This is a genomic window from Affinundibacterium nitidum (genome assembly GCF_014284155.1).
Classification (GTDB): domain Bacteria; phylum Pseudomonadota; class Gammaproteobacteria; order Burkholderiales; family Burkholderiaceae_D; genus Undibacterium; species Undibacterium nitidum.
Genome location: NZ_JACOFZ010000001.1, coordinates 679,407 through 698,101 on the forward strand (window position 1 = coordinate 679,407; position 18,695 = coordinate 698,101).

General features: G+C 46.5%; 17 protein-coding genes and 1 tRNA gene. 3 read left to right on the top strand and 15 right to left on the bottom strand.

The genetic code is table 11. The annotated features are described in order from the left end of the window. Nucleotides 1-7: 7 nt before the first annotated feature. The 10 genes from H8K36_RS02970 to H8K36_RS03015 all read right to left on the bottom strand — a co-directional run bounded on the left by H8K36_RS02970 (nucleotide 8) and on the right by H8K36_RS03015 (nucleotide 9,896). Complete coding sequence (locus tag H8K36_RS02970; protein ID WP_230404275.1) at nucleotides 8-1,111, bottom strand: sensor histidine kinase; 1,104 nt, start codon at nucleotides 1,109-1,111, stop codon at nucleotides 8-10. 231 nt (nucleotides 1,112-1,342) lie between these two features. After that, nucleotides 1,343-1,702, bottom strand: a complete 360-nt coding sequence (locus tag H8K36_RS02975) for a MerR family transcriptional regulator (protein WP_230404276.1) — start codon at nucleotides 1,700-1,702, stop codon at nucleotides 1,343-1,345. A 23-nt stretch (nucleotides 1,703-1,725) separates the two neighbouring features. Next, a complete protein-coding gene (locus H8K36_RS02980) occupies nucleotides 1,726-2,148 on the bottom strand; it encodes an integration host factor subunit alpha (RefSeq protein ID WP_186915756.1) in 423 nt (140 codons plus the stop codon). 180 nt (nucleotides 2,149-2,328) lie between these two features. Continuing rightward, nucleotides 2,329-4,755, bottom strand: coding sequence for a phenylalanine--tRNA ligase subunit beta (gene pheT, locus H8K36_RS02985; protein WP_186915152.1), 2,427 nt, complete (start codon nucleotides 4,753-4,755; stop codon nucleotides 2,329-2,331). Between the two features lie 86 nt (nucleotides 4,756-4,841). Beyond that, nucleotides 4,842-5,858, bottom strand: a complete 1,017-nt coding sequence (gene pheS, locus H8K36_RS02990; RefSeq protein ID WP_186915151.1) for a phenylalanine--tRNA ligase subunit alpha — start codon at nucleotides 5,856-5,858, stop codon at nucleotides 4,842-4,844. 205 nt (nucleotides 5,859-6,063) lie between these two features. Further along, the gene (rplT, locus tag H8K36_RS02995) at nucleotides 6,064-6,423 is read right to left on the bottom strand and encodes a 50S ribosomal protein L20 (RefSeq protein ID WP_186915150.1); all 360 of its coding nucleotides are present in this window, start codon (nucleotides 6,421-6,423) and stop codon (nucleotides 6,064-6,066) included. A gap of 28 nt (nucleotides 6,424-6,451) precedes the next feature. Then, nucleotides 6,452-6,649 carry a 50S ribosomal protein L35 gene (rpmI, locus tag H8K36_RS03000; protein ID WP_038493025.1) on the bottom strand — a complete coding sequence of 66 codons (198 nt, stop codon included), beginning with the start codon at nucleotides 6,647-6,649 and terminating at the stop codon, nucleotides 6,452-6,454. Between the two features lie 314 nt (nucleotides 6,650-6,963). Continuing rightward, on the bottom strand, nucleotides 6,964-7,500 hold the full coding sequence (gene infC / locus H8K36_RS03005; protein WP_186915149.1) for a translation initiation factor IF-3: 537 nt from the start codon (nucleotides 7,498-7,500) through the stop codon (nucleotides 6,964-6,966). Nucleotides 7,501-7,544: 44 nt separating this feature from the next. Then, nucleotides 7,545-9,452 carry a threonine--tRNA ligase gene (thrS, locus tag H8K36_RS03010; protein ID WP_186915148.1) on the bottom strand — a complete coding sequence of 636 codons (1,908 nt, stop codon included), beginning with the start codon at nucleotides 9,450-9,452 and terminating at the stop codon, nucleotides 7,545-7,547. 367 nt (nucleotides 9,453-9,819) lie between these two features. Beyond that, nucleotides 9,820-9,896, bottom strand: a tRNA-Val gene (locus tag H8K36_RS03015). 194 nt (nucleotides 9,897-10,090) lie between these two features. Here H8K36_RS03015 and H8K36_RS03020 point away from each other — a divergent pair. Next, entirely contained in the window at nucleotides 10,091-11,053 is a 963-nt protein-coding gene (locus H8K36_RS03020) for a cation diffusion facilitator family transporter (protein WP_186915147.1), read from the top strand. A 766-nt stretch (nucleotides 11,054-11,819) separates the two neighbouring features. Here H8K36_RS03020 and H8K36_RS03025 read toward each other — a convergent pair. The 3 genes from H8K36_RS03025 to H8K36_RS03035 all read right to left on the bottom strand — a co-directional run bounded on the left by H8K36_RS03025 (nucleotide 11,820) and on the right by H8K36_RS03035 (nucleotide 15,383). Continuing rightward, complete coding sequence (locus H8K36_RS03025) at nucleotides 11,820-14,057, bottom strand: RelA/SpoT family protein (protein ID WP_186915146.1); 2,238 nt, start codon at nucleotides 14,055-14,057, stop codon at nucleotides 11,820-11,822. 47 nt (nucleotides 14,058-14,104) lie between these two features. Beyond that, the gene (locus H8K36_RS03030) at nucleotides 14,105-14,449 is read right to left on the bottom strand and encodes a RidA family protein (RefSeq protein WP_186915145.1); all 345 of its coding nucleotides are present in this window, start codon (nucleotides 14,447-14,449) and stop codon (nucleotides 14,105-14,107) included. 64 nt (nucleotides 14,450-14,513) lie between these two features. Continuing rightward, nucleotides 14,514-15,383, bottom strand: coding sequence for an alpha/beta fold hydrolase (locus H8K36_RS03035; RefSeq protein ID WP_186915144.1), 870 nt, complete (start codon nucleotides 15,381-15,383; stop codon nucleotides 14,514-14,516). Between the two features lie 126 nt (nucleotides 15,384-15,509). Here H8K36_RS03035 and H8K36_RS03040 point away from each other — a divergent pair, with 126 nt between their 5' ends. Further along, nucleotides 15,510-16,304 carry a 3-hydroxybutyrate dehydrogenase gene (locus H8K36_RS03040; RefSeq protein WP_186915143.1) on the top strand — a complete coding sequence of 265 codons (795 nt, stop codon included), beginning with the start codon at nucleotides 15,510-15,512 and terminating at the stop codon, nucleotides 16,302-16,304. A gap of 74 nt (nucleotides 16,305-16,378) precedes the next feature. On the opposite strand, the gene H8K36_RS03045 is transcribed toward H8K36_RS03040, so the two are convergent. Next, the gene (locus H8K36_RS03045) at nucleotides 16,379-17,017 is read right to left on the bottom strand and encodes a CoA transferase subunit B (RefSeq protein ID WP_186915142.1); all 639 of its coding nucleotides are present in this window, start codon (nucleotides 17,015-17,017) and stop codon (nucleotides 16,379-16,381) included. 90 nt (nucleotides 17,018-17,107) lie between these two features. Next, complete coding sequence (locus tag H8K36_RS03050) at nucleotides 17,108-17,806, bottom strand: CoA transferase subunit A (RefSeq protein ID WP_186915141.1); 699 nt, start codon at nucleotides 17,804-17,806, stop codon at nucleotides 17,108-17,110. A gap of 274 nt (nucleotides 17,807-18,080) precedes the next feature. On the opposite strand from H8K36_RS03050, the gene H8K36_RS03055 reads away from it, so the two are divergent. Further along, the gene (locus H8K36_RS03055; RefSeq protein WP_186915140.1) at nucleotides 18,081-18,641 is read left to right on the top strand and encodes a LuxR C-terminal-related transcriptional regulator; all 561 of its coding nucleotides are present in this window, start codon (nucleotides 18,081-18,083) and stop codon (nucleotides 18,639-18,641) included. The last annotated feature ends 54 nt before the right edge of the window (nucleotides 18,642-18,695 follow it).

The following is an 18,695-nucleotide window of genomic DNA, read 5'->3' on the forward strand; positions in this document are numbered from 1 at the left end:
TGCTCTCCTAAGACAAGTTAGTCGTTGAATTTTCAAATTGCACAGGCAAGTGAATCTCTGCAAGAAAACCATGTGGCTCTATCGCCGTCAAACGCAGCTGTGCTTGATCAGCAAATACCAAATGTAAGCGTTCGCGCAGATTTGCCAAGCCCGTGCCTAAACCTTTGCTACCTTGATCTCCGTTTAGACCAACACCAGTATCGCGCACTTGGGCCAAGCAATGATCCTTTTGCATTTGTACCGTGACATCAATTCTGCCACCTTCTTCACTTGGGTCAATACCATGGCGCACTGCATTTTCTACCAAAGTGAGTAAGCTCATCGGCGGACATGTCACCCGTAGCGCTGCCTCATCTACATTGAAAGAAAACTGCAAGCGATCAGGCATACGCATATGCATTAACTCAAGATAGGCACGAACCAATTGTAGTTCTTGCCCCAAAGTGCTTGCCGCATTATTCAGATTGGGAACGGCAGCACGCAAATAGGCAATCAAGCTAGCCAATACACTTGACGCCTGAGATGAACCCGAGTCCACCAACTCTTTAACATTCGCCAAGGTATTGAATAAAAAATGAGGCTCCACCTGCGCTTGCAATAAACGCAAGCGTGAATCGAGGGCGTCACGCGCTAACTCGCTACGCTCCAATTCAAACGCTAGTGCCTGTCGCTGGGCCTGCCCATTAATATGGCGATATAGCGCAGACATCGCAATCCATGGTGAAAATAATAGCCCTGCACCGATCATTTGGCCACACCCATCCAGTTTTGTCTGCACGGTGTACCAAGGTACAGGGTCTGCTATCGTTGTCAGGCTATAGGCCAGCGCGGCAGCAAAAGGAACAACGATAGCCACTGCCGCCACTTGAAGGACCCAGCGTGCTAACCAACGCGGCAGGCGTTTCGGCCAACGTTCAACAAGCCCAAACGCCGTCAATTGGATCATACCAATCAAAGCTAAACGAACAAAAATCGTAATCCACCAAGATGCCCAAGTGAACTTCATCATGATACTTAGAATGAAGGCCACAGCTAACACTACTTTGATACGCTGCCAGTTGTACATAGGAGGTGGTGTCGACAATACATTTGAGAATTCTTTGCTATCCATGCTGAAAACCTGTACGAAAGATGAAAATTGGAAGCCTGATTTAGCTTAATTATCTGGATTTAGTGCAAACGAAACATAAGTGAAGTTTAACCTGCGACGATCGCTTCGCCTACTTCACGTCGACGGTTGACGCTTGGCGATAGATGAATGACGCTATTGCGTGACCAGCAACGACACCTGCGACAAAACCGAGTGTAGAAAAAAAAAGCCGGAACTTAGTTCCGGCTCTTCTCATAATTTTAGTAAGCTAAGTAGTGCTTGTAACTCTGATCGAATTTGTCCCAAGCTCAGTGGATCATTATTCGTCTGCTCTACTTTCACTTCTTCATGTGTCGCCTGATTATTGAGTTTATTGCGCGCACCGTTGATCGTAAAACCCTGATCATAAAGAAGTTCACGAATACGGCGAATCAATAACACTTCATGGTGTTGATAATAGCGACGGTTACCGCGGCGTTTAACCGGTTTTAGCTGGGCAAACTCTTGCTCCCAATAGCGCAATACATGCGGTTTTACACCGCATAAATCACTCACCTCACCAATCGTAAAATACCGTTTGGCGGGAATCGGCGGCAGCACGAAATTTTCCATGGCGGCGTCACTCATATCGACAATTAGGCTGCGTTAGCCACGTTAAATTGAGCTGGCGTATGAAGATCTTCAACCATACCCTTGAGCTTTTGACTGGCATGAAAAGTCACAACGCGACGCGCTGTAATCGGAATCTCTTCGCCCGTTTTCGGATTGCGACCTGGTCGTTGTGGCTTGTCGCGCAGCTGGAAATTTCCAAAACCGGACAACTTCACTTCGGCACCACGCTCTAAGGCATCACGAATCTCACCGAAAAAAGTTTCGACCATATCTTTCGCTTCGCGTTTATTCAAACCTACTTGCTCAAACAGAAGTTCAGCGAGCTCGGCTTTAGTCAAGGTCGGCAAATCTTTCTCTGCCTTCGAACGCGCTTGCGCTTCACGCATCGCACGTTTCAAATCTTCGTCCAGCAAAGTTTGAAGATCTGCAGGATTTACTTCATTCATCATTGTGAACCCATCTCTGTATCTATTTTTCTTGTATGTGCTGCACTACAGAAAATCACATCTAATTAGCGCTCAAAAAACACTTTGACGCTCTACCCTGCCTTGTATTCTGGCATTGAGAGCGTCAAGCTTTATACGAATATCTAAATAAAAACCTTAAATAAAAACTTTATTTAATATTTAACGTAGTCTTGCCGAAACAGCAGCAGCTGCAGCGTTGACCAAAGCGGTCATTGCTTGCTCAACTGTTTCATCTTGTAAGGTATTCTGAGTATCTTGCAAGCTAAAGCGGAATGCAAGACTTTTCTCATCATTTTCCAAACCTTTGCCACGATATTCATCAAATAAAACAAGGTCTTGCACGATTTTACAAGAATCTGCTTTCTTTATTTCCGCGTGGAAAACATCTACCAAACTCTGTACGCTTACGGACTGCTTGACCACCAAAGCTAAATCACGGGTCACCGCTTGGAATTTCGAAATTTCGCGGTGACTTGGCAAACTCACGGCTTGCAAAGCATCGGCAGCAACTTCGAACACGATTGGTGCTAAAGGCAAATCGTATTTCTGTTGTAAGCGCGGGTGCAGTTCACCGATCAAACCGATTACATTGCCATCACATTCGACTGTTGCAGCACGTCCTGGATGCAGTGCAGGATGATCAATCTTGTTAAAGCGTAAAACCTTCGGTGCAAACAGATTTTCTAAATCAGCCTTCACGTCGAAGAAGTCGACATTGCGTGTTGGCATACCCCACTGCTCTTCCGCAACAGGACCGTAAGCGAGTGCAGCCAAACGTTTAGGTTGAGCGTAGCCCGAAACGCTCAAAGGGCCATCTTGTACTTTTTCATCACGCAAATAGACCGCAGCCAATTCAAAAATACGAACGCGATTAATTTTACGATTCAGGTTATAACGCGCATTGGCAACCAAGCTTGCGATCAAACTTGTACGCATCACACTCATTTGACTGGCAATTGGGTTTTGCAACTTAATTGGTTGGTCGTTGTTGCAGAAGTCTTTTTCCCAGGCTTCTTCGACGAAGCTATAGTTGACGACCTCTTGGTAATCCATATCCGCGATTTGACGGCGCAAGGTGAATGCCGAACGCGTATTCTCTGGCGCGATCAACATCGCATTTGGTGCAACCGGCGGCAAGGAAGGAATGTTTTCAAAACCAAACACGCGCACAACTTCCTCGATCAAATCTTCTTCGATCTCGATATCGAAGCGATATGAAGGTGGAGTCACAGAAAACAAGCCTGGTTCTTGCGTGAACTGCAAACCAAGACGGGCAAAGATATCCGCGATCTGAGCATCAGTGAAAGGCACACCAATTACTTTATTGGCGCGCTCGGTGCGCATTTTCACCGGTAAGCGTTGTGGCAGATTCACGATATGATCGTCGATCGGGCCAACCTTCACGTGCTCTGGGCCACCACAAATTTCAACGATCAAAGCAGTAATGCGCTCAACATGCTCAACCACAGAGGCGAAATCCACGCCACGCTCGTAGCGATGCGCTGCATCAGTAGAGAAATTATATTTGCGTGCGCGGCCTTGGATCGCCTGTGGCCACCAGAACGCCGATTCCAAATAAATGTTTTCAGTATCGAGTGTGACGGCTGTGGAATCACCGCCCATGATGCCAGCGAGCGATTCGATCTCTTTTTGATCTGCAATCACGCCAACCCATTCATCAACTTCGATGGTGTTGCCGTTTAAGAGTTTTAAGCTTTCGCCTTTTTTACCCCAACGCACATCCAATCCACCGTGAATTTTTTCGAGATCAAATACGTGGCTTGGACGGCCCATTTCCAACATCACATAGTTAGAAATATCAACCAATGCGGAAATCGAACGTTGGCCACTGCGCTCTAGACGTTGTTTCATCCAATCAGGTGTCGGTGCTTTCGCATTCACGCCGCGAATCACACGTCCAACAAAGCGACCACACAGATCAGGCGCACTAATTTTGACTGGCAATTTTTCAGTCAGCGCCACTGGCACCACGTGCGCTTCAGGGAGACTCAATGGTGTACCGGTCAGAGCGGAAACTTCACGCGCCACACCTAACACAGAGAGGCAGTCTGCCTTATTTGGCGTCAGCTTAATCGTGAATTTCAAGTCGTTGAGTTGATAATAATCACGGAAGTTTTGACCAACGGGTGCATCTGCAGGCAAGTCCATCAAACCGCCATGATCTTCAGATAATTTCAACTCACGTGCGGAACACAACATACCTTGTGATTCAACACCACGCAGTTTACCGACTTTAATCAAGAACGGTTTACCGTCTGCACCTGGGGGCAACACAGCGCCTGCCATCGCACATGGTACTTTCATCCCTACTCGTACGTTGGGGGCACCACAAACGATATTCAACAAGGTACCAGTACCCACATCTACTTGGCAGACATTCAAACGATCTGCGTCTGGATGTTTCGCGATCTCGCGGATCTCTGCGACAACCACATTGCTAAATGGAGGAGCAACAGGTTCTACCTCTTCCACCTCAAGCCCTGCCATTGTCAACATATGAGACAACTCGTCCGAAGTCATCTTCGGATCGACCATAGTACGTAACCAGTTTTCAGAAAATTGCATAATTCAACCGTGATGTTGATGGTGTACTTTAAAGTACAAAAAAATTGAGTCTACTTTTGACGAATCAAAGATCGCAGATGGAGCTATTAGTTAAACTGCTTCAGGAATCGCAAATCGCCTTCATAGAACAGGCGCAAATCGCTAATGCCATAACGCAGCATCGTTAAACGCTCTAAACCAGAACCAAACGCAAATCCAATGTATTTCTCTGGGTCTAATCCCATGTTCTTAATTACCGTTGGATGCACTTGACCAGAGCCAGACACTTCTAACCAACGTCCTTTTAATGGACCACTACCGAAGGCAATATCAATCTCGGCAGATGGCTCGGTGAAAGGGAAATATGATGGTCGGAAGCGTACTTGCAAATCGTCTGTTTCGAAAAATGCTTTCACAAAATTCAAATACACACCCTTGAGATCAGCAAAACTAATATTTTCGGCAATCCACAACCCTTCCACTTGATGGAACATTGGCGAATGTGTTGCATCGCTGTCGACACGATAAGTACGACCGGGTGCGATCACCTTAATTGGCGGCTTATTCATGCGCGCAAAACGTACCTGCATTGGGCTGGTATGTGTACGCAACAACAAAGGCTTACCGGACGTGTCATTACCTTCAACATAGAAGGTATCTTGCATCGAACGTGCTGGATGATTTTCTGGCGAGTTGAGTGCTGTGAAATTGGTCCAATCATTTTCGATTTCAGGGCCGTCGGCCACATCAAAACCAATAGAGCGGAAGATTTCTTCGATACGCTGCCAAGTACGCATGACAGGATGAATGCCACCCATGCCACGACCGCGACCGGGCAAGGTCACGTCAATCGCTTCTGCATTTAAACGGGCTTCCATTTGTGCATTGGCGAGCGCATCACGACGTGCTGTCAAAGCATTTTCAATTTGCTCTTTAGCGACGTTAATCACAGCACCTTGCGCTTTGCGTTCTTCAGGAGCCAGCTTACCTAAGCCCTTCATTTGTTCAGTGATCTGGCCAGACTTTCCGAGGTAAAGCGCTTTTGCATTTTCTAAAGCCGCAGCGTCAGGCGCCGCAGAAAAATCAGCAATCGCTTGAGCAACAATTTGATCTAAGGGATTCATGCGATATTTCCCACAAGGTGTGGATGATAAAAGTTAACTTGAAATTGGATTTGGTAAAGACTTACACGAAATAGAGGTTCTATGAGGACAAAGGAACACTCACTTTCGCGTAAATCCTCAAGCAAAAAAAACGGGGCAGTGGAATCAACCTCTGCCCCGCTCATCATGCAGATTCGCGAATGGCGAATTTGCAGACTATGTCTGATTACGCAGCCAAAGTCGCTTTTACTTGATTAACAATCGCAGCAAATGCTGGCTTGTCAGTCACTGCCATATCGGCCAACACTTTACGGTCGAGTTCGATGTTCGCTTTTTTCAAGCCGTTCATGAACACGCTGTAAGTCATACCGTGTTGACGGGATGCAGCATTGATACGAGTAATCCACAATGCGCGGAATACACGTTTTTTGTTACGACGATCACGGTATGCATATTGGCCAGCGCGCATAACTGCTTGCTTAGCAATACGGAATACCTTACTACGACGACCACGATAGCCTTTGGCTAAATCGAGAACTTTCTTATGGCGGGCACGAGCGGTAACCCCACGTTTTACTCTAGGCATAATAACTCCTTAAAATAGTGAGTAGAGGTTAAGCTGTTGGCATCATGCGCATGACTGATGTTACGTCAGACGCGTTGATGTTACGGGTGCCACGCAATTGGCGTTTGTTCTTAGTGGTTTTCTTAGTCAAGATATGGCGCTTGAAAGCGTGACCACTCTTAACTGTTCCACCTGGGCGTACACGAAAGCGCTTCTTTGCAGAGCTCTTTGTTTTCATTTTAGGCATAACATCTCTGTCTTTTACGACAGCTCCTTTTTATATGATGGTAGGTGGTGACAATGACGTCACTCTTGGATGCCTACTTCTCACTTAGCTTGGGCTTGAAATCGAGTTCAATACCCTTTGTCGAAATCGCGATTTTTACAAATTTTGACTTCTACAAATTCTTTTTTGCGTCTCATCATTTCAAGACCGCAAGGTGGGTTCAGAAATCTAATTTTAGGGGTGCAGTACTAGGCGTTTCCCGCAGCATTACCGAGGTAATGCGAGGACAAACAACAACGTAATGCGCCCTACAATTAAATTTATGGGCTCACCGACTATTTTTTCTTCTTAGGCGCCAAGATCATAACCATCTGGCGTCCTTCCATCTTCGGAAACTGCTCGACTTGACCGTACGGATCCAAATCGACCTTCAAGCGTTCCAACATGCGCATACCAATTTCTTGGTGAGCCATCTCACGACCACGGAAACGCAAAGTAATTTTGGTTTTATCTCCGTCTTCCAAGAACTTCACGAGATTACGCAACTTAATGTTGTAATCACCGTCATCAGTACCTGGACGGAATTTTACTTCCTTCACCAAAATAACCTTTTGCTTCAGCTTGGCTTCATGCGCCTTCTTCTGCTCTTGGTATTTGAACTTGCCGTAATCCATCAATCGGCAAACTGGTGGTTGCGCTGTTGGCGCGATTTCCACCAAATCCACTTCGGCCTCTTCGGCTAAGCGAAAGGCTTCACCCAGTTTTACGATGCCCAACGGCTCGTTATCAACGCCTGACAAGCGCACTTCTGGCGCTGTAATTTCACCGTTGATACGATGTGACTTTTCGGTAGCTATTGCAGTTTCCTTCAAAAAATTAAATCAACAAGCGGTGCATTTCTGCGGGCAAAAGCTGGTTAAGCCTTGGTTTCCAAGTCGTTTTTGAGGCGATCCAAGAAGGCTTCCTGAGTCATTACACCCAGATCCAGATTACCGCGCGTACGCACAGCCACTGTGTTTGCATCCCGTTCTTTATCACCGACTACGATGATATAAGGCAACTTTTGCATGGAATGTTCGCGTATTTTATAGGTAATCTTCTCATTACGCAAATCTGTATGCACTCTAAACCCTTGTTTTTTCAGGTTTTCAGCCACAGTTTTTGCATATTCAGCCTGAGATTCAGAGATATTGAGTACGGCGACTTGCACTGGTGCCAACCAAGTTGGCAAAGCGCCAGCATGATTTTCAATCAAGATACCAATAAATCTTTCCATTGAACCAACAATTGCACGGTGCAACATCACCGGCACTTTACGTGAATTATCGTCAGAGACGTATTCCGCACTTAAACGACCCGGCATAGAGAAGTCCACCTGCATCGTTCCTACCTGCCATGGACGACCTAAACTATCTTTCAAATGGTATTCGATCTTAGGACCATAGAACGCACCTTCACCTGGCAACTCTTCCCAAGTCATGCCGCAATTACGTAAAGCAGCACGCAGAGTATCTTCTGCCTTATCCCAAATTTCATCGGAACCGATGCGGTTATCTGGACGCAAAGCGATCTTGATTTGGATATTTTCGAAACCAAAGTCATCGTAAACTTTCATCGCTTGTGGATGGAAAGCCATCACTTCATCTTGAATCTGATCTTCGGTACAGAAAATATGGCCGTCATCTTGTGTAAAGCCGCGGACGCGCATGATGCCGTGCAAAGCACCAGAAGGTTCATTGCGATGACATTGACCGAATTCACCGTAACGCAATGGCAATTCGCGATAGCTGCGCATATTCGAATTAAAAATCTGCACGTGACCTGGGCAGTTCATTGGCTTCAATGCGTAATTACGGTTTTCAGACTCGGTGCTGAACATATTCTCGCGATAGTTCTCCCAATGACCTGTTTTTTCCCACAAGGTACGATCCAAAATTTGTGGCGCTTTTACTTCTTGATAGCCGCAATCTTGATAGACTTTACGCATGTATTGCTCAACTTGTTGCCAAACTGTCCAACCTTTTGGGTGCCAGAAGATCAAGCCAGGAGCTTCGTCTTGGAAGTGGAACAAATCCAAAGATTTACCAAGCTTACGATGGTCGCGCTTCTCCGCTTCTTCCAGCATATGCAAGTATTGCTCTTGATCTTCTTTCTTCGCGAACGCTGTACCATAAACACGTTGCAGCATTTCATTTTTAGAATCACCACGCCAGTACGCGCCGGCCAACTTCATCAACTTAAATACTTTCAATTTTCCTGTTGATGGTACGTGTGGGCCACGGCACAAATCGGTGAAGTTACCTTCTGTGTAAAGGGAAACATCCTGATCCGCAGGAATCGATTCGATGATCTCGGCTTTATAGTTTTCTCCAATAGACTTGAAGTAAGCAACAGCTTCATCGCGCGGCACAACTTTGCGTACGACTTGCTCGTCTTTCTTCGCCAACTCCGTCATTTTCTTTTCGATGGCAGCCAAGTCGTCCGGCGTAAATGGGCGCTTGTATGAGAAATCATAGTAAAAGCCATTTTCGATCACAGGACCAATGGTCACTTGTGCATCAGGGAACAATTCTTTGACGGCATAAGCCAGCAAATGAGCTGTGGAGTGACGAATTACCTCTAAGCCATCCGCATCCTTATCAGTCACAATCGCCAAATCAGCATCTGCTTCAATCAGATGTGAGGTGTCGACCAACTTACCATTGACCTTACCAGCCAAGGCAGCTTTTGCTAGGCCCGTGCCGATACTGGCGGCGACTTGCGCCACTGTGACAGCGGACTCAAATTGTCGTTGCGAACCATCGGGCAAGCGAATTGAAATCATATTCATCTCCATACGGGCCTAAGCCAAAAAAATTACCAGTTTAAAATCTCAAAAACTTCAACAAAATTGATAGACGAAAAAAAAACGCGGGCTAGCCGCGTTTTCTCATCATTACATCTTTTCTTTCAGACGAAAAAGCACCTCGACTAGCGTCGCTCACATTGGAATGTGATCGTAGTTCGCGGTGTCATAACCAAATGCCTTTCTCGCTCTTACTAAAGTATCCCTACAAATCCAATTCTAGGGCGCATCTCTTTGTTGAAAAGCCTCGCAATACAAGAGTATTGCTATGTTTTTCGCCTCAATCTGCATCCCTATAATTGAATTTTTAGGGATACCTAGCCTTCTTTGTAGATTTTTTGAATTCTGGTGGGCGGTGAGGAATTCGAATCCCCGACCCCTTGGATGTCGACCAAGTATTCTAACCAGCTGAACTAACCGCCCGAAGAGCCGAGACTATAGCAAATACAATCTCTTTCGTAAAGTGCTTTTTCTTCTACGATCAAAACCAGCGACTCACCATCACCATATCGGATGCGACTTGCAGATTTCAATGAATCTAGAAATGTGGCTGTCACGCAAATACTTTACAATGAGCACATCACTGATTGCCGTACCCCTAGACATACCAAAAAGACATGCCACACGATACTCATTCGCACGATCCTAAAACCGCCCACCTTCACGCCCATCGTCATGGCGATGCAGAGCATCAGCATTACTTTGCAGATCGTAGTCAATCAGTGTTGGCGTGGGCGCTCGGTCTCACACTATTTTTCGCAGGCGTCGAAGTGGTATTCGGTTTCGTCTCAAACTCACTTGCCCTAATTTCGGATGCTGGCCACATGGTGACCGACTCCGCCGCCTTAGGTTTAGCGCTCTTAGCGCAATTGATTGCGAAGCGCCCACCCACGGCAAAACATACCTTTGGCTTTGGTCGATCAGAAGCCTTAGCTGCCTTCGTCAATGGCTTAGTGATGCTCGGCGTGGTTGCATGGATTAGTTATGAAGCCATTCAGCGCCTCTTTAAGCCAGAACCCGTGCAAGGCGGAATGGTAATGGTAGTAGCCGCAATTGGGCTCGCGATCAACATGATCGTCGCTTGGGTGCTTTCTCACGACAAAGAAAGCATGAATACCAAAGCAGCACTGATTCACGTCATGGGCGATCTTTTGGGTTCAGTGGCAGCAATCATTTCAGGCGCCATCATTGCTTACACAGGCTGGATGCCAATCGATCCTATTCTCTCGATATTCGTTTCACTGTTGATTTTGAAATCGACGTTCGCCGTAATCAAAGACTCTTTCCATTTCTTAATGAAAGGCGTGCCACATCACATCGACTTCGTCAAAATCGGTGAAGACTTGGAGGCCACACCAGGCGTAGCGTCAGTGCACGATCTCCACATCTGGGACATGTCACCAGGCCAACCTGCATTGATAGGTCACCTAGAAATCGACGACCTCCTAGCTTGGCCGAGAATTTTAGAGAGCATTAAGAAAATGCTGTTGGACAAACACGGCATCGATCACATTACGCTGCAAGCGGAAGTACTAAGAGATGAGGAATTCGAGCAGGTTGAGTGCAATCATCAGCATTAAAAATTTATATCGGCACGTCGAACTCGATCTCAAAGAAGAAAATGTGACACAAATTCAATTTCGTCTAATGAGGCGAGCAATAATTTGCAAGAAATGATTTGATTGTATTTTTCACGACCCGGCAAAAAAGTTAAACCAACTTACTCTTACCCCACCTTGAATAAAAACGATTTATTCGCCATGGATAAACGTCATTTTTCTGGTCTTGTTATCTAAAAGAACCGCGCAATGATCACCTAGAACGTTATTTTGTCCCTCAAATCTAACGAACCAAATACCGCCGTTTAAGTTAGCTGTTGTAGAGCGATAATGTGACAGCTTCAATCCTCTCGCTAAAATAACTCGTTTCGCCTCTTCTATCGCTTCAATTTTTGAGTAACATCCACTTTAAGCACATTTCGCTTTGACGTCCCACATCTGAGCATGCGAGTCCTTTACCTCTAAAGCTATTGCAGTGGCGAGCAAGAGGTAAACAACTAATTTTGGAAAAGTCATAATGAATTTAGGCGGCAAATTTATTCAAAATCTTACATCTATCGACACTCAGATCGTAACCTCTTTAAAAATTGATCGTGCAGCTAAATATCAGTAAGGCGAGCATTTGCAACGCTGAAATGCGCCCGAGTTTGGAACACCACAACAAAAGGACTTGCTCAGAAATTCAATTCTCGGGATGCAGATCGCGACGCAAAGCACAGACGTATGTCGATACGGCGAGCATTTGCAACAAAGAGCTGCGCCCGAGAATTGGATTTATGAGCAAGTACTAAGAGCGACGAACCTCTTGAACCCCACTCACCTCACGAATAATATTCAATGACTTCTGCAACTGCGTCGTGCCATTAATCTCCACCGTAAATGACATTTTCGCTTGGCCTTTAGCACTCTGAGTATTGACACCAATCACATTAATTTTTTCACGCGAAAAAATCTCCGAGATATCGCGCAATAAGCCTTGACGATCCTGCGCCATAACAAAAATGTCGACGGGATAAACGGTATCGCGTCCACCGTCTCCCCATGTCGTTTGAATCAAGCGCTCAGGCGCCTTACTTCGCATCTCCGCAAAGTTTTTACATGTCAGACGATGGATAGAAACCCCTTTGCCACGCGTAACGAAACCAACGATATCATCGGGTGGTGCAGGTTTGCAGCAGCGTGCAAGTTGCGTCATCAAGCCGTCGGTTCCGACGACTAACACACCAGATTTCGCGCCTTGAATCACACTTGAAGCGCGGCTCTTATTCGCGATGACAAACTCGGGGGCAACTTCGCTTTCAGGATTGTCACGCAACGCCGTTTCGACTTGACGCAAACTAAACTCTTCCTTGCCAACCGAGAGGAATAATTCATCTACGGTGGCAAAACCGAGCTTACGCGCCAACTCTTCTAAGTTGACCGAAGTCTTACCTTCACGCTGCAACGTTTTCTCGATCATGCCACGCCCCGTGTTGAGCGTTTCTTGCTGATCGATGGCATTAAACCATGCACGAATCTTAGTTCTGGTACGAGTACCAATGGAATATTCAGGATTCAACCAATCACGCGACGGCCCTGCCTGAATCGAACCAATTTTTAGCGTAATAATTTCAACGGTTTGGCCATTTTTAAGGCGAGTATTGAGCGGCACCATCACACCATCGACGCGCGCCCCACGGCAGCGATGTCCAACGTCGGTATGCAGTTGATACGCGAAATCGACTGGCGTCGCGCCGCTTGGCAATTCAATCACCCTTGCTTGCGGCGTCAGCACATAAATACGGTCATCTAAAGTCGCCGCTTTAACCTTCTCTACCCATTCACGCTGCAACTGTTCTTGATCAACAACCACATCCGAGACTTCATTTTTCCAGGCAAGCAGTTGGCGTAGCCATGCGATTTTCTCGTCATATTCTTGCGCTGAAAAATTTGAGCCACCTGTCTCTTTATAACGCCAGTGAGCGGCCACACCAAACTCTGAAAACTGATGCATTTCCTTGGTACGAATTTGCACTTCGAGCGGACGTCCATCATCGACGATGACGACCGTATGCAAAGATTTATATCCGTTGGGCTTGGGGCGAGAAATATAATCGTCAAACTCTTTCGGAATCGGTGTCCAAAGATTATTAAGGATACCTAAGACCGTATAACAATCCTTAATGTCATCGACAATGACGCGGAAAGCACGCACATCGTAGAGCTCATCGAAGTCGACCTTCTTACCCTTCATCTTTTTCCAAATACTGAAGATGTGCTTGGGACGACCACTCACTTCTGCTTTAACGTCGACAGCGGCGAGTTCTTTTTCAAGCCGAGCAATGGCAGAGACCACAAAGCTTTCCCGTTCGACCCGCTTTTCCTCGAGCATCTTGGCAATTTTCTTATATTGCTCTGGCTCTAAAAAGCGGAACGACAAATCCTCCAATTCCCACTTCAACTGCCACACACCAAGACGATTCGCCAACGGCGCATACAAATCCATGGTTTCGCTAGCGTACTGTTGAACTGCACCGTCATCACGTTTGCATTCGGCGAAGTAACGTAAAGAGGTAAGGCGCGACGCAAGGCGCACCAACACGACGCGCATATCATTTGCCATCGCTAACACCATTTTACGCAAGACTTCCATCTGCGAAGCGGTGCGTTCTGCTTCATCTTTCCCTCTACCGACATCGTGTTGGGTGAGCGTCGCTTCGCGTAGGCGCAGCAAACGACGTACACCTGCCACGAGCTCACTAATTTCTTTACCGAATCGGGCTTCGATTTTTTCTGCAGCCAAAGGATTTGCTTCAGTCAATTCAAACAACAAAGCTGCAATTCTGGTATCGACATCCGTCTTTAACATGGCCAGCGTGGAGGCGACGCCAACAGCAAACTGCAATGCATTTTGCTCAGTGATGATTGCGTGATTTTCGTAATACGGAGTCACGAACTCAAGCGCCTGTTTTACACGCTCAGCATCAGCGGCAGACAAACCCTCAACCAGTTGTGCTTCATTAATAGATGCGGACAAAGAAACCATGATTCTTTACAAGTGTTACAAGCCCTAAAGCCTGGACATCGACAATATTATTTTTGTGCAGCAGTCACAACAATTTCAACTAACCAACCTGGATTTGCTAACGCCGCTTGTACAGTAGCACGTGGTGGCGTATTACCTTGCGGAACCCACGCATCCCAGGCTTCATTCATACCTGCCATATTTGCCATATCGGTGATAAAGATTTGGCACATCAAAATGCGCGTCTTGTCGCTACCCGCTTCTTCTAACAGGCGATCGATTTGCGCAAGTACGTTTTGCGTTTGACCAACGATATCTTGACTTGGATCTTCAGGCACTTGCCCAGCGAGATAAACGACTTTATTAAAAATAGCGTACTCAGACAAACGTGGACCGACGTGAAAGCGTTGCATAAAAAAAACCCACCTAAATAAACAAAATAAACAACCTAGAAAACCAACAATTCGAGATAGTGACTCAAGCCTTGCCCATAAAGAAATCTTGAGCGATCGCAATCTGATCAGCATGCACAAACGTTGGGGCATGACCAACCGCAGGTATTTCAATCGATCTTGCTTTCGGGCCCCGCTTTTGCATTTCAAGAACCGCGTCGACTGTCAGCAAATCAGAATCAGACCCCCGTACGACCAGAGTTTCGGCTTGGATCGCGTCATACATCCCCCATAACATCGCCTGCCCCATCGCTGCCACTTCTTGTGTCGTTGCTTTGACGGGGATAGATAACTTCAAATCATAGTGACGCATCCATTTTCCCTCGGCATTTTGCTTTAAGACGTCACGTGCAAGCTTTTCCCATTGCGCGTCGCTGTGCTTACCAAAAGAAGCGGAAATTTCGCGAATAAATTTCACTGCATCGTCAAAATGATCGAAGCGAACGTCTTCACCAATGTATTGGCCGATTCTTTGCAGTGCTTCAAAATTTAAACTAGGGCCAACATCGTTCAACAATAATTTGCGAATCGGGCTCTCTTTCATCGCCGCCAAGCCGATACCAATCAAGCCACCCATGGACGTACCAAACCAATCGACCGTTGTCGCATTCAAGCGTGCCAATAGCGTCACCATATCACTCACGTATTGTGGAATCTGATATGACTGCGGATTAGCCAGCCAATCGGAGCGACCGCGCCCCACTACATCGGGGCAAATCACGCGATACTCATGTTCCATCGCTTGCGCTAGCGCGTCGAAATCGTCACTGACGCGCGTCACGCCATGCACGCAAACCAGAACTTTTTGATTGCTAGGATCGCCCCATTCTTTATAGGCCATTTTATGCAATCCAGCCGGTGATAAACACTGCACGGTCTTGATTTGAACTGGCATAGCGAATTACTTTCAAAATAGTCTGCAATACACACCATTTTAACGAGTGTTTGACATAAAATCGTCAATGATTTGAATTTTCTTCGCACTTATTACCTCAAACTGTTTTCAATTAAGGAAAAAAGCATGTCAGCACGTAATTTAGAGGGGAAAACCGCCCTAGTGACGGGTTCCACTTCAGGGATTGGACTTGGTATTGCCCGCTCATTAGCTGCAGCAGGCGCCAATATTGTATTCAATGGTTTCGGCGATGCGACTGAAATCGCCGCAGTCCGTCAACAAGTCGAAAACGAATTCACAGTAAAGACCAGTTACAGTGGCGCCGACATGAGTAAGGCTGCTGAGATTGAGGCAATGATGCAACAAGCAGCGAGTGAATTTGGGGGAGTGGACATATTAGTGAACAATGCTGGCATTCAGTATGTCTCTAGCATCGAAGACTTTCCGGTAGAAAAATGGGATGCGATTATCGCGATCAACCTGACCTCGGCCTTCCACACCACACGTCTAGCACTACCTTATATGCGTCAACAAAATTGGGGACGCATCATTAATTTAGCTTCAGTGCATGGGTTGGTCGCTTCGGCGCAAAAGTCGGCCTATGTCGCCGCCAAACACGGCTTGGTTGGCTTCACTAAAACGACCGCATTAGAAACCGCAACCACTGGCGTTACCTGCAACGCAATTTGCCCTGGCTTCGTACTGACCCCCCTGGTGCAGAAACAAGTCGATGATAGAGCAGCGCGCGATGGCATCAGCAATGAAGAGGCGAAAGTTTCTCTGCTTTCAGAAAAACAACCTTCTCGCGAATTTGTCACGCCAGATCAACTCGGTGCCCTGGCGGTATTCTTCTGCAGTGAAGCAGCATCGCAGATTCGTGGTGTTGCTTGGAATATGGATGGCGGCTGGGTCGCACAATAAAATCGAGTTTCACCACAAAAAAAAGCCTGAACTGTTTGCACGGTTCAGGCTTTTTTACTGAATAAGCTCAGCGACTAGACCGCAGAGACATCCAATTTCGCTTCTGTCTTCGCCAAAATCTCTTCCTTCGTCACACCCGGAGCCAGCTCAATCAACTTTAATCCGTCAGCCGTAATGTCCATCACGCCTAAATCAGTAATGATGCGATCAACCACGCCTACACCAGTCAAAGGCAAATTGCACTCCTTCAAAATCTTGTGCGCATCACCTTTCGCGACGTGCTCCATCAGCACGACAACGCGACCGACACCAGCCACCAAGTCCATCGCGCCGCCCATGCCTTTAACCATTTTTCCTGGAATCATCCAGTTTGCTAAGTCGCCTTTTTCAGACACTTGCATCGCACCCAAGATCGCCACATTGATTTTGCCGCCACGGATCATCGCGAACGAATCGGCAGAGCTGAAAATCGATGAGCCTGCCAAAGTTGTTACTGTTTGTTTACCTGCATTAATCAAGTCAGCATCAACTTGATCTTCCGTTGGAAACGGACCAATACCGAGCAAACCGTTTTCGGATTGCAACCATACTTCCATATGATCAGGTACGTGGTTTGCCACCAAAGTCGGCAAACCAATACCCAAATTCACGTAAAAACCGTCTTGCAATTCTTGCGCTGCGCGTGCAGCCATTTCGTCACGATTCCATGCCATGATGATGTCCTCTAATTCTGTAAAGTGATTGATCGCTTAATTACACATCGTAAGTTCAAAATATGCTTCAAGATGTGCTGCAAAATATGCTTAAGCTGGTGTCGTTGTACGTTGTTCAATGCGTTTTTCTGGATTCGCATTGACCACGATGCGGTGCACGTAAATACCTGGGGTATGTACTTGATCCGGATCGATTTCACCAATTTCAACCAAATGCTCAACTTCAACCACTGTGATCTTGCCCGCCATTGCAACGTTAGGATTAAAGTTACGTGCGGTTTTGCGATACACCAAATTACCTGCTTTATCTGCCTTATATGCTTTGACCAATGAAACGTCCGCTACTAAAGAGCGTTCCATCACATATTTTTCACCATCGAATTCACGTATTTCTTTGCCCTCAGCAACGATCGTACCGACGCCCGTTTTTGTGAAGAAAGCAGGAATACCTGCGCCGCCAGCGCGCAATTTCTCTGCCAGCGTTCCTTGTGGTGTGAAATCCAATTCCAATTCACCTGCTAAATACTGACGCTCGAATTCTTTATTTTCACCAACGTAAGAAGAAATCATTTTCTTAATTTGGCGCGTGTGCAACAACTGGCCTAGACCAAAACCGTCAACACCGGCATTGTTCGAAATTGCAGTCAATTCTTTCTTACCACTGTCGCGCAGTGCGGCGATCAAGGCTTCAGGAATCCCACACAAACCAAAACCGCCGACGGCGATTGTTTGTCCATCTTGAACGATGTCTGCTAATGCGGATGCGGCATCTGGATAGAGCTTATTCATACGTCTCCCTCTAGTGAATGAATGGAAAATAAGTAGTGCAAAAAAATGGAAAGCAAAACAATTTTATATGTCGAACGGTCTAGCATAGAACTGCTAGAGCATGAACGCAATACCGTAGAACTACTAGTCCACCGAATGCAAAACTAAATCTCACCCATGTCTTCGAAGCAGACTCGCCAAGCGGTCGACTTCAAGGTATGCTTCAGCACTCGTCAGACTGACACAACAAAGCATCCGAATCGTTTACCCCAAGCTCATATTGGCTCCTTGGAACATGAATCCCGAACTCAACGTCGACTTTGAAGCAATTTTCCGCATGGCACCAGTTGGCATGTGCGTGTCTCAGAATCGACGCATTATTGCCTGTAACGACGCCATGGCGGCCATGTTTGGCTTTTCTAAAGAAGACCTGGTCGGTGAATCATTCTTGATGTTATACCCTAGTTCCGACGAATTTGAACGTACGGGAGCGCGCATCGTACCGATTTTGAATACAACCGGTTGGTATTCCGACGAACGCATCATGAAACGAGCAAATCAAGAACTGTTCTGGTGCCATGTTTCTGGACGATCGCTTCACCCCGAAGATCCTCATGCAGCTGGTATCTGGACCTTCGATGATCTCAGCGCCAAACGTTCGGTATCGCCCGAAATGACAGCACGAGAACGCGAAATTGCCGCGCTTATTGTTGATGGTCAAACTAGCAAAATGATCGCACGCCAACTCGCACTCAGTCCAAGAACCGTCGAGATGTATCGTGCTAAGTTGATGAAAAAGCTCAACGCCGCAAGTTCAAGCGAACTCATCAACAAATTATTGCGTATCGCTACTTGAGCCCTGCTCAGCTCGAATGAATTGACCGCATCATGCAGGCCAATCATTTGCGGT

What these genes read in the sequence shown, in the direction of transcription:
- H8K36_RS02970 (WP_230404275.1), bottom strand. Translation starts at nt 1,111, where the DNA reads ATGGATAGCAAAGAATTCTCAAATGTATTGTCGACACCACCTCCTATG.
- H8K36_RS02975 (WP_230404276.1), bottom strand. Translation starts at nt 1,702, where the DNA reads ATGGAAAATTTCGTGCTGCCGCCGATTCCCGCCAAACGGTATTTTACG.
- H8K36_RS02980 (WP_186915756.1), bottom strand. Translation starts at nt 2,148, where the DNA reads ATGAATGAAGTAAATCCTGCAGATCTTCAAACTTTGCTGGACGAAGAT.
- pheT (WP_186915152.1), bottom strand. Translation starts at nt 4,755, where the DNA reads ATGCAATTTTCTGAAAACTGGTTACGTACTATGGTCGATCCGAAGATG.
- pheS (WP_186915151.1), bottom strand. Translation starts at nt 5,858, where the DNA reads ATGAATCCCTTAGATCAAATTGTTGCTCAAGCGATTGCTGATTTTTCT.
- rplT (WP_186915150.1), bottom strand. Translation starts at nt 6,423, where the DNA reads ATGCCTAGAGTAAAACGTGGGGTTACCGCTCGTGCCCGCCATAAGAAA.
- rpmI (WP_038493025.1), bottom strand. Translation starts at nt 6,649, where the DNA reads ATGCCTAAAATGAAAACAAAGAGCTCTGCAAAGAAGCGCTTTCGTGTA.
- thrS (WP_186915148.1), bottom strand. Translation starts at nt 9,452, where the DNA reads ATGATTTCAATTCGCTTGCCCGATGGTTCGCAACGACAATTTGAGTCC.
- H8K36_RS03020 (WP_186915147.1), top strand. Translation starts at nt 10,091, where the DNA reads ATGCCACACGATACTCATTCGCACGATCCTAAAACCGCCCACCTTCAC.
- H8K36_RS03025 (WP_186915146.1), bottom strand. Translation starts at nt 14,057, where the DNA reads ATGGTTTCTTTGTCCGCATCTATTAATGAAGCACAACTGGTTGAGGGT.
- H8K36_RS03030 (WP_186915145.1), bottom strand. Translation starts at nt 14,449, where the DNA reads ATGCAACGCTTTCACGTCGGTCCACGTTTGTCTGAGTACGCTATTTTT.
- H8K36_RS03035 (WP_186915144.1), bottom strand. Translation starts at nt 15,383, where the DNA reads ATGCCAGTTCAAATCAAGACCGTGCAGTGTTTATCACCGGCTGGATTG.
- H8K36_RS03040 (WP_186915143.1), top strand. Translation starts at nt 15,510, where the DNA reads ATGTCAGCACGTAATTTAGAGGGGAAAACCGCCCTAGTGACGGGTTCC.
- H8K36_RS03045 (WP_186915142.1), bottom strand. Translation starts at nt 17,017, where the DNA reads ATGGCATGGAATCGTGACGAAATGGCTGCACGCGCAGCGCAAGAATTG.
- H8K36_RS03050 (WP_186915141.1), bottom strand. Translation starts at nt 17,806, where the DNA reads ATGAATAAGCTCTATCCAGATGCCGCATCCGCATTAGCAGACATCGTT.
- H8K36_RS03055 (WP_186915140.1), top strand. Translation starts at nt 18,081, where the DNA reads ATGAATCCCGAACTCAACGTCGACTTTGAAGCAATTTTCCGCATGGCA.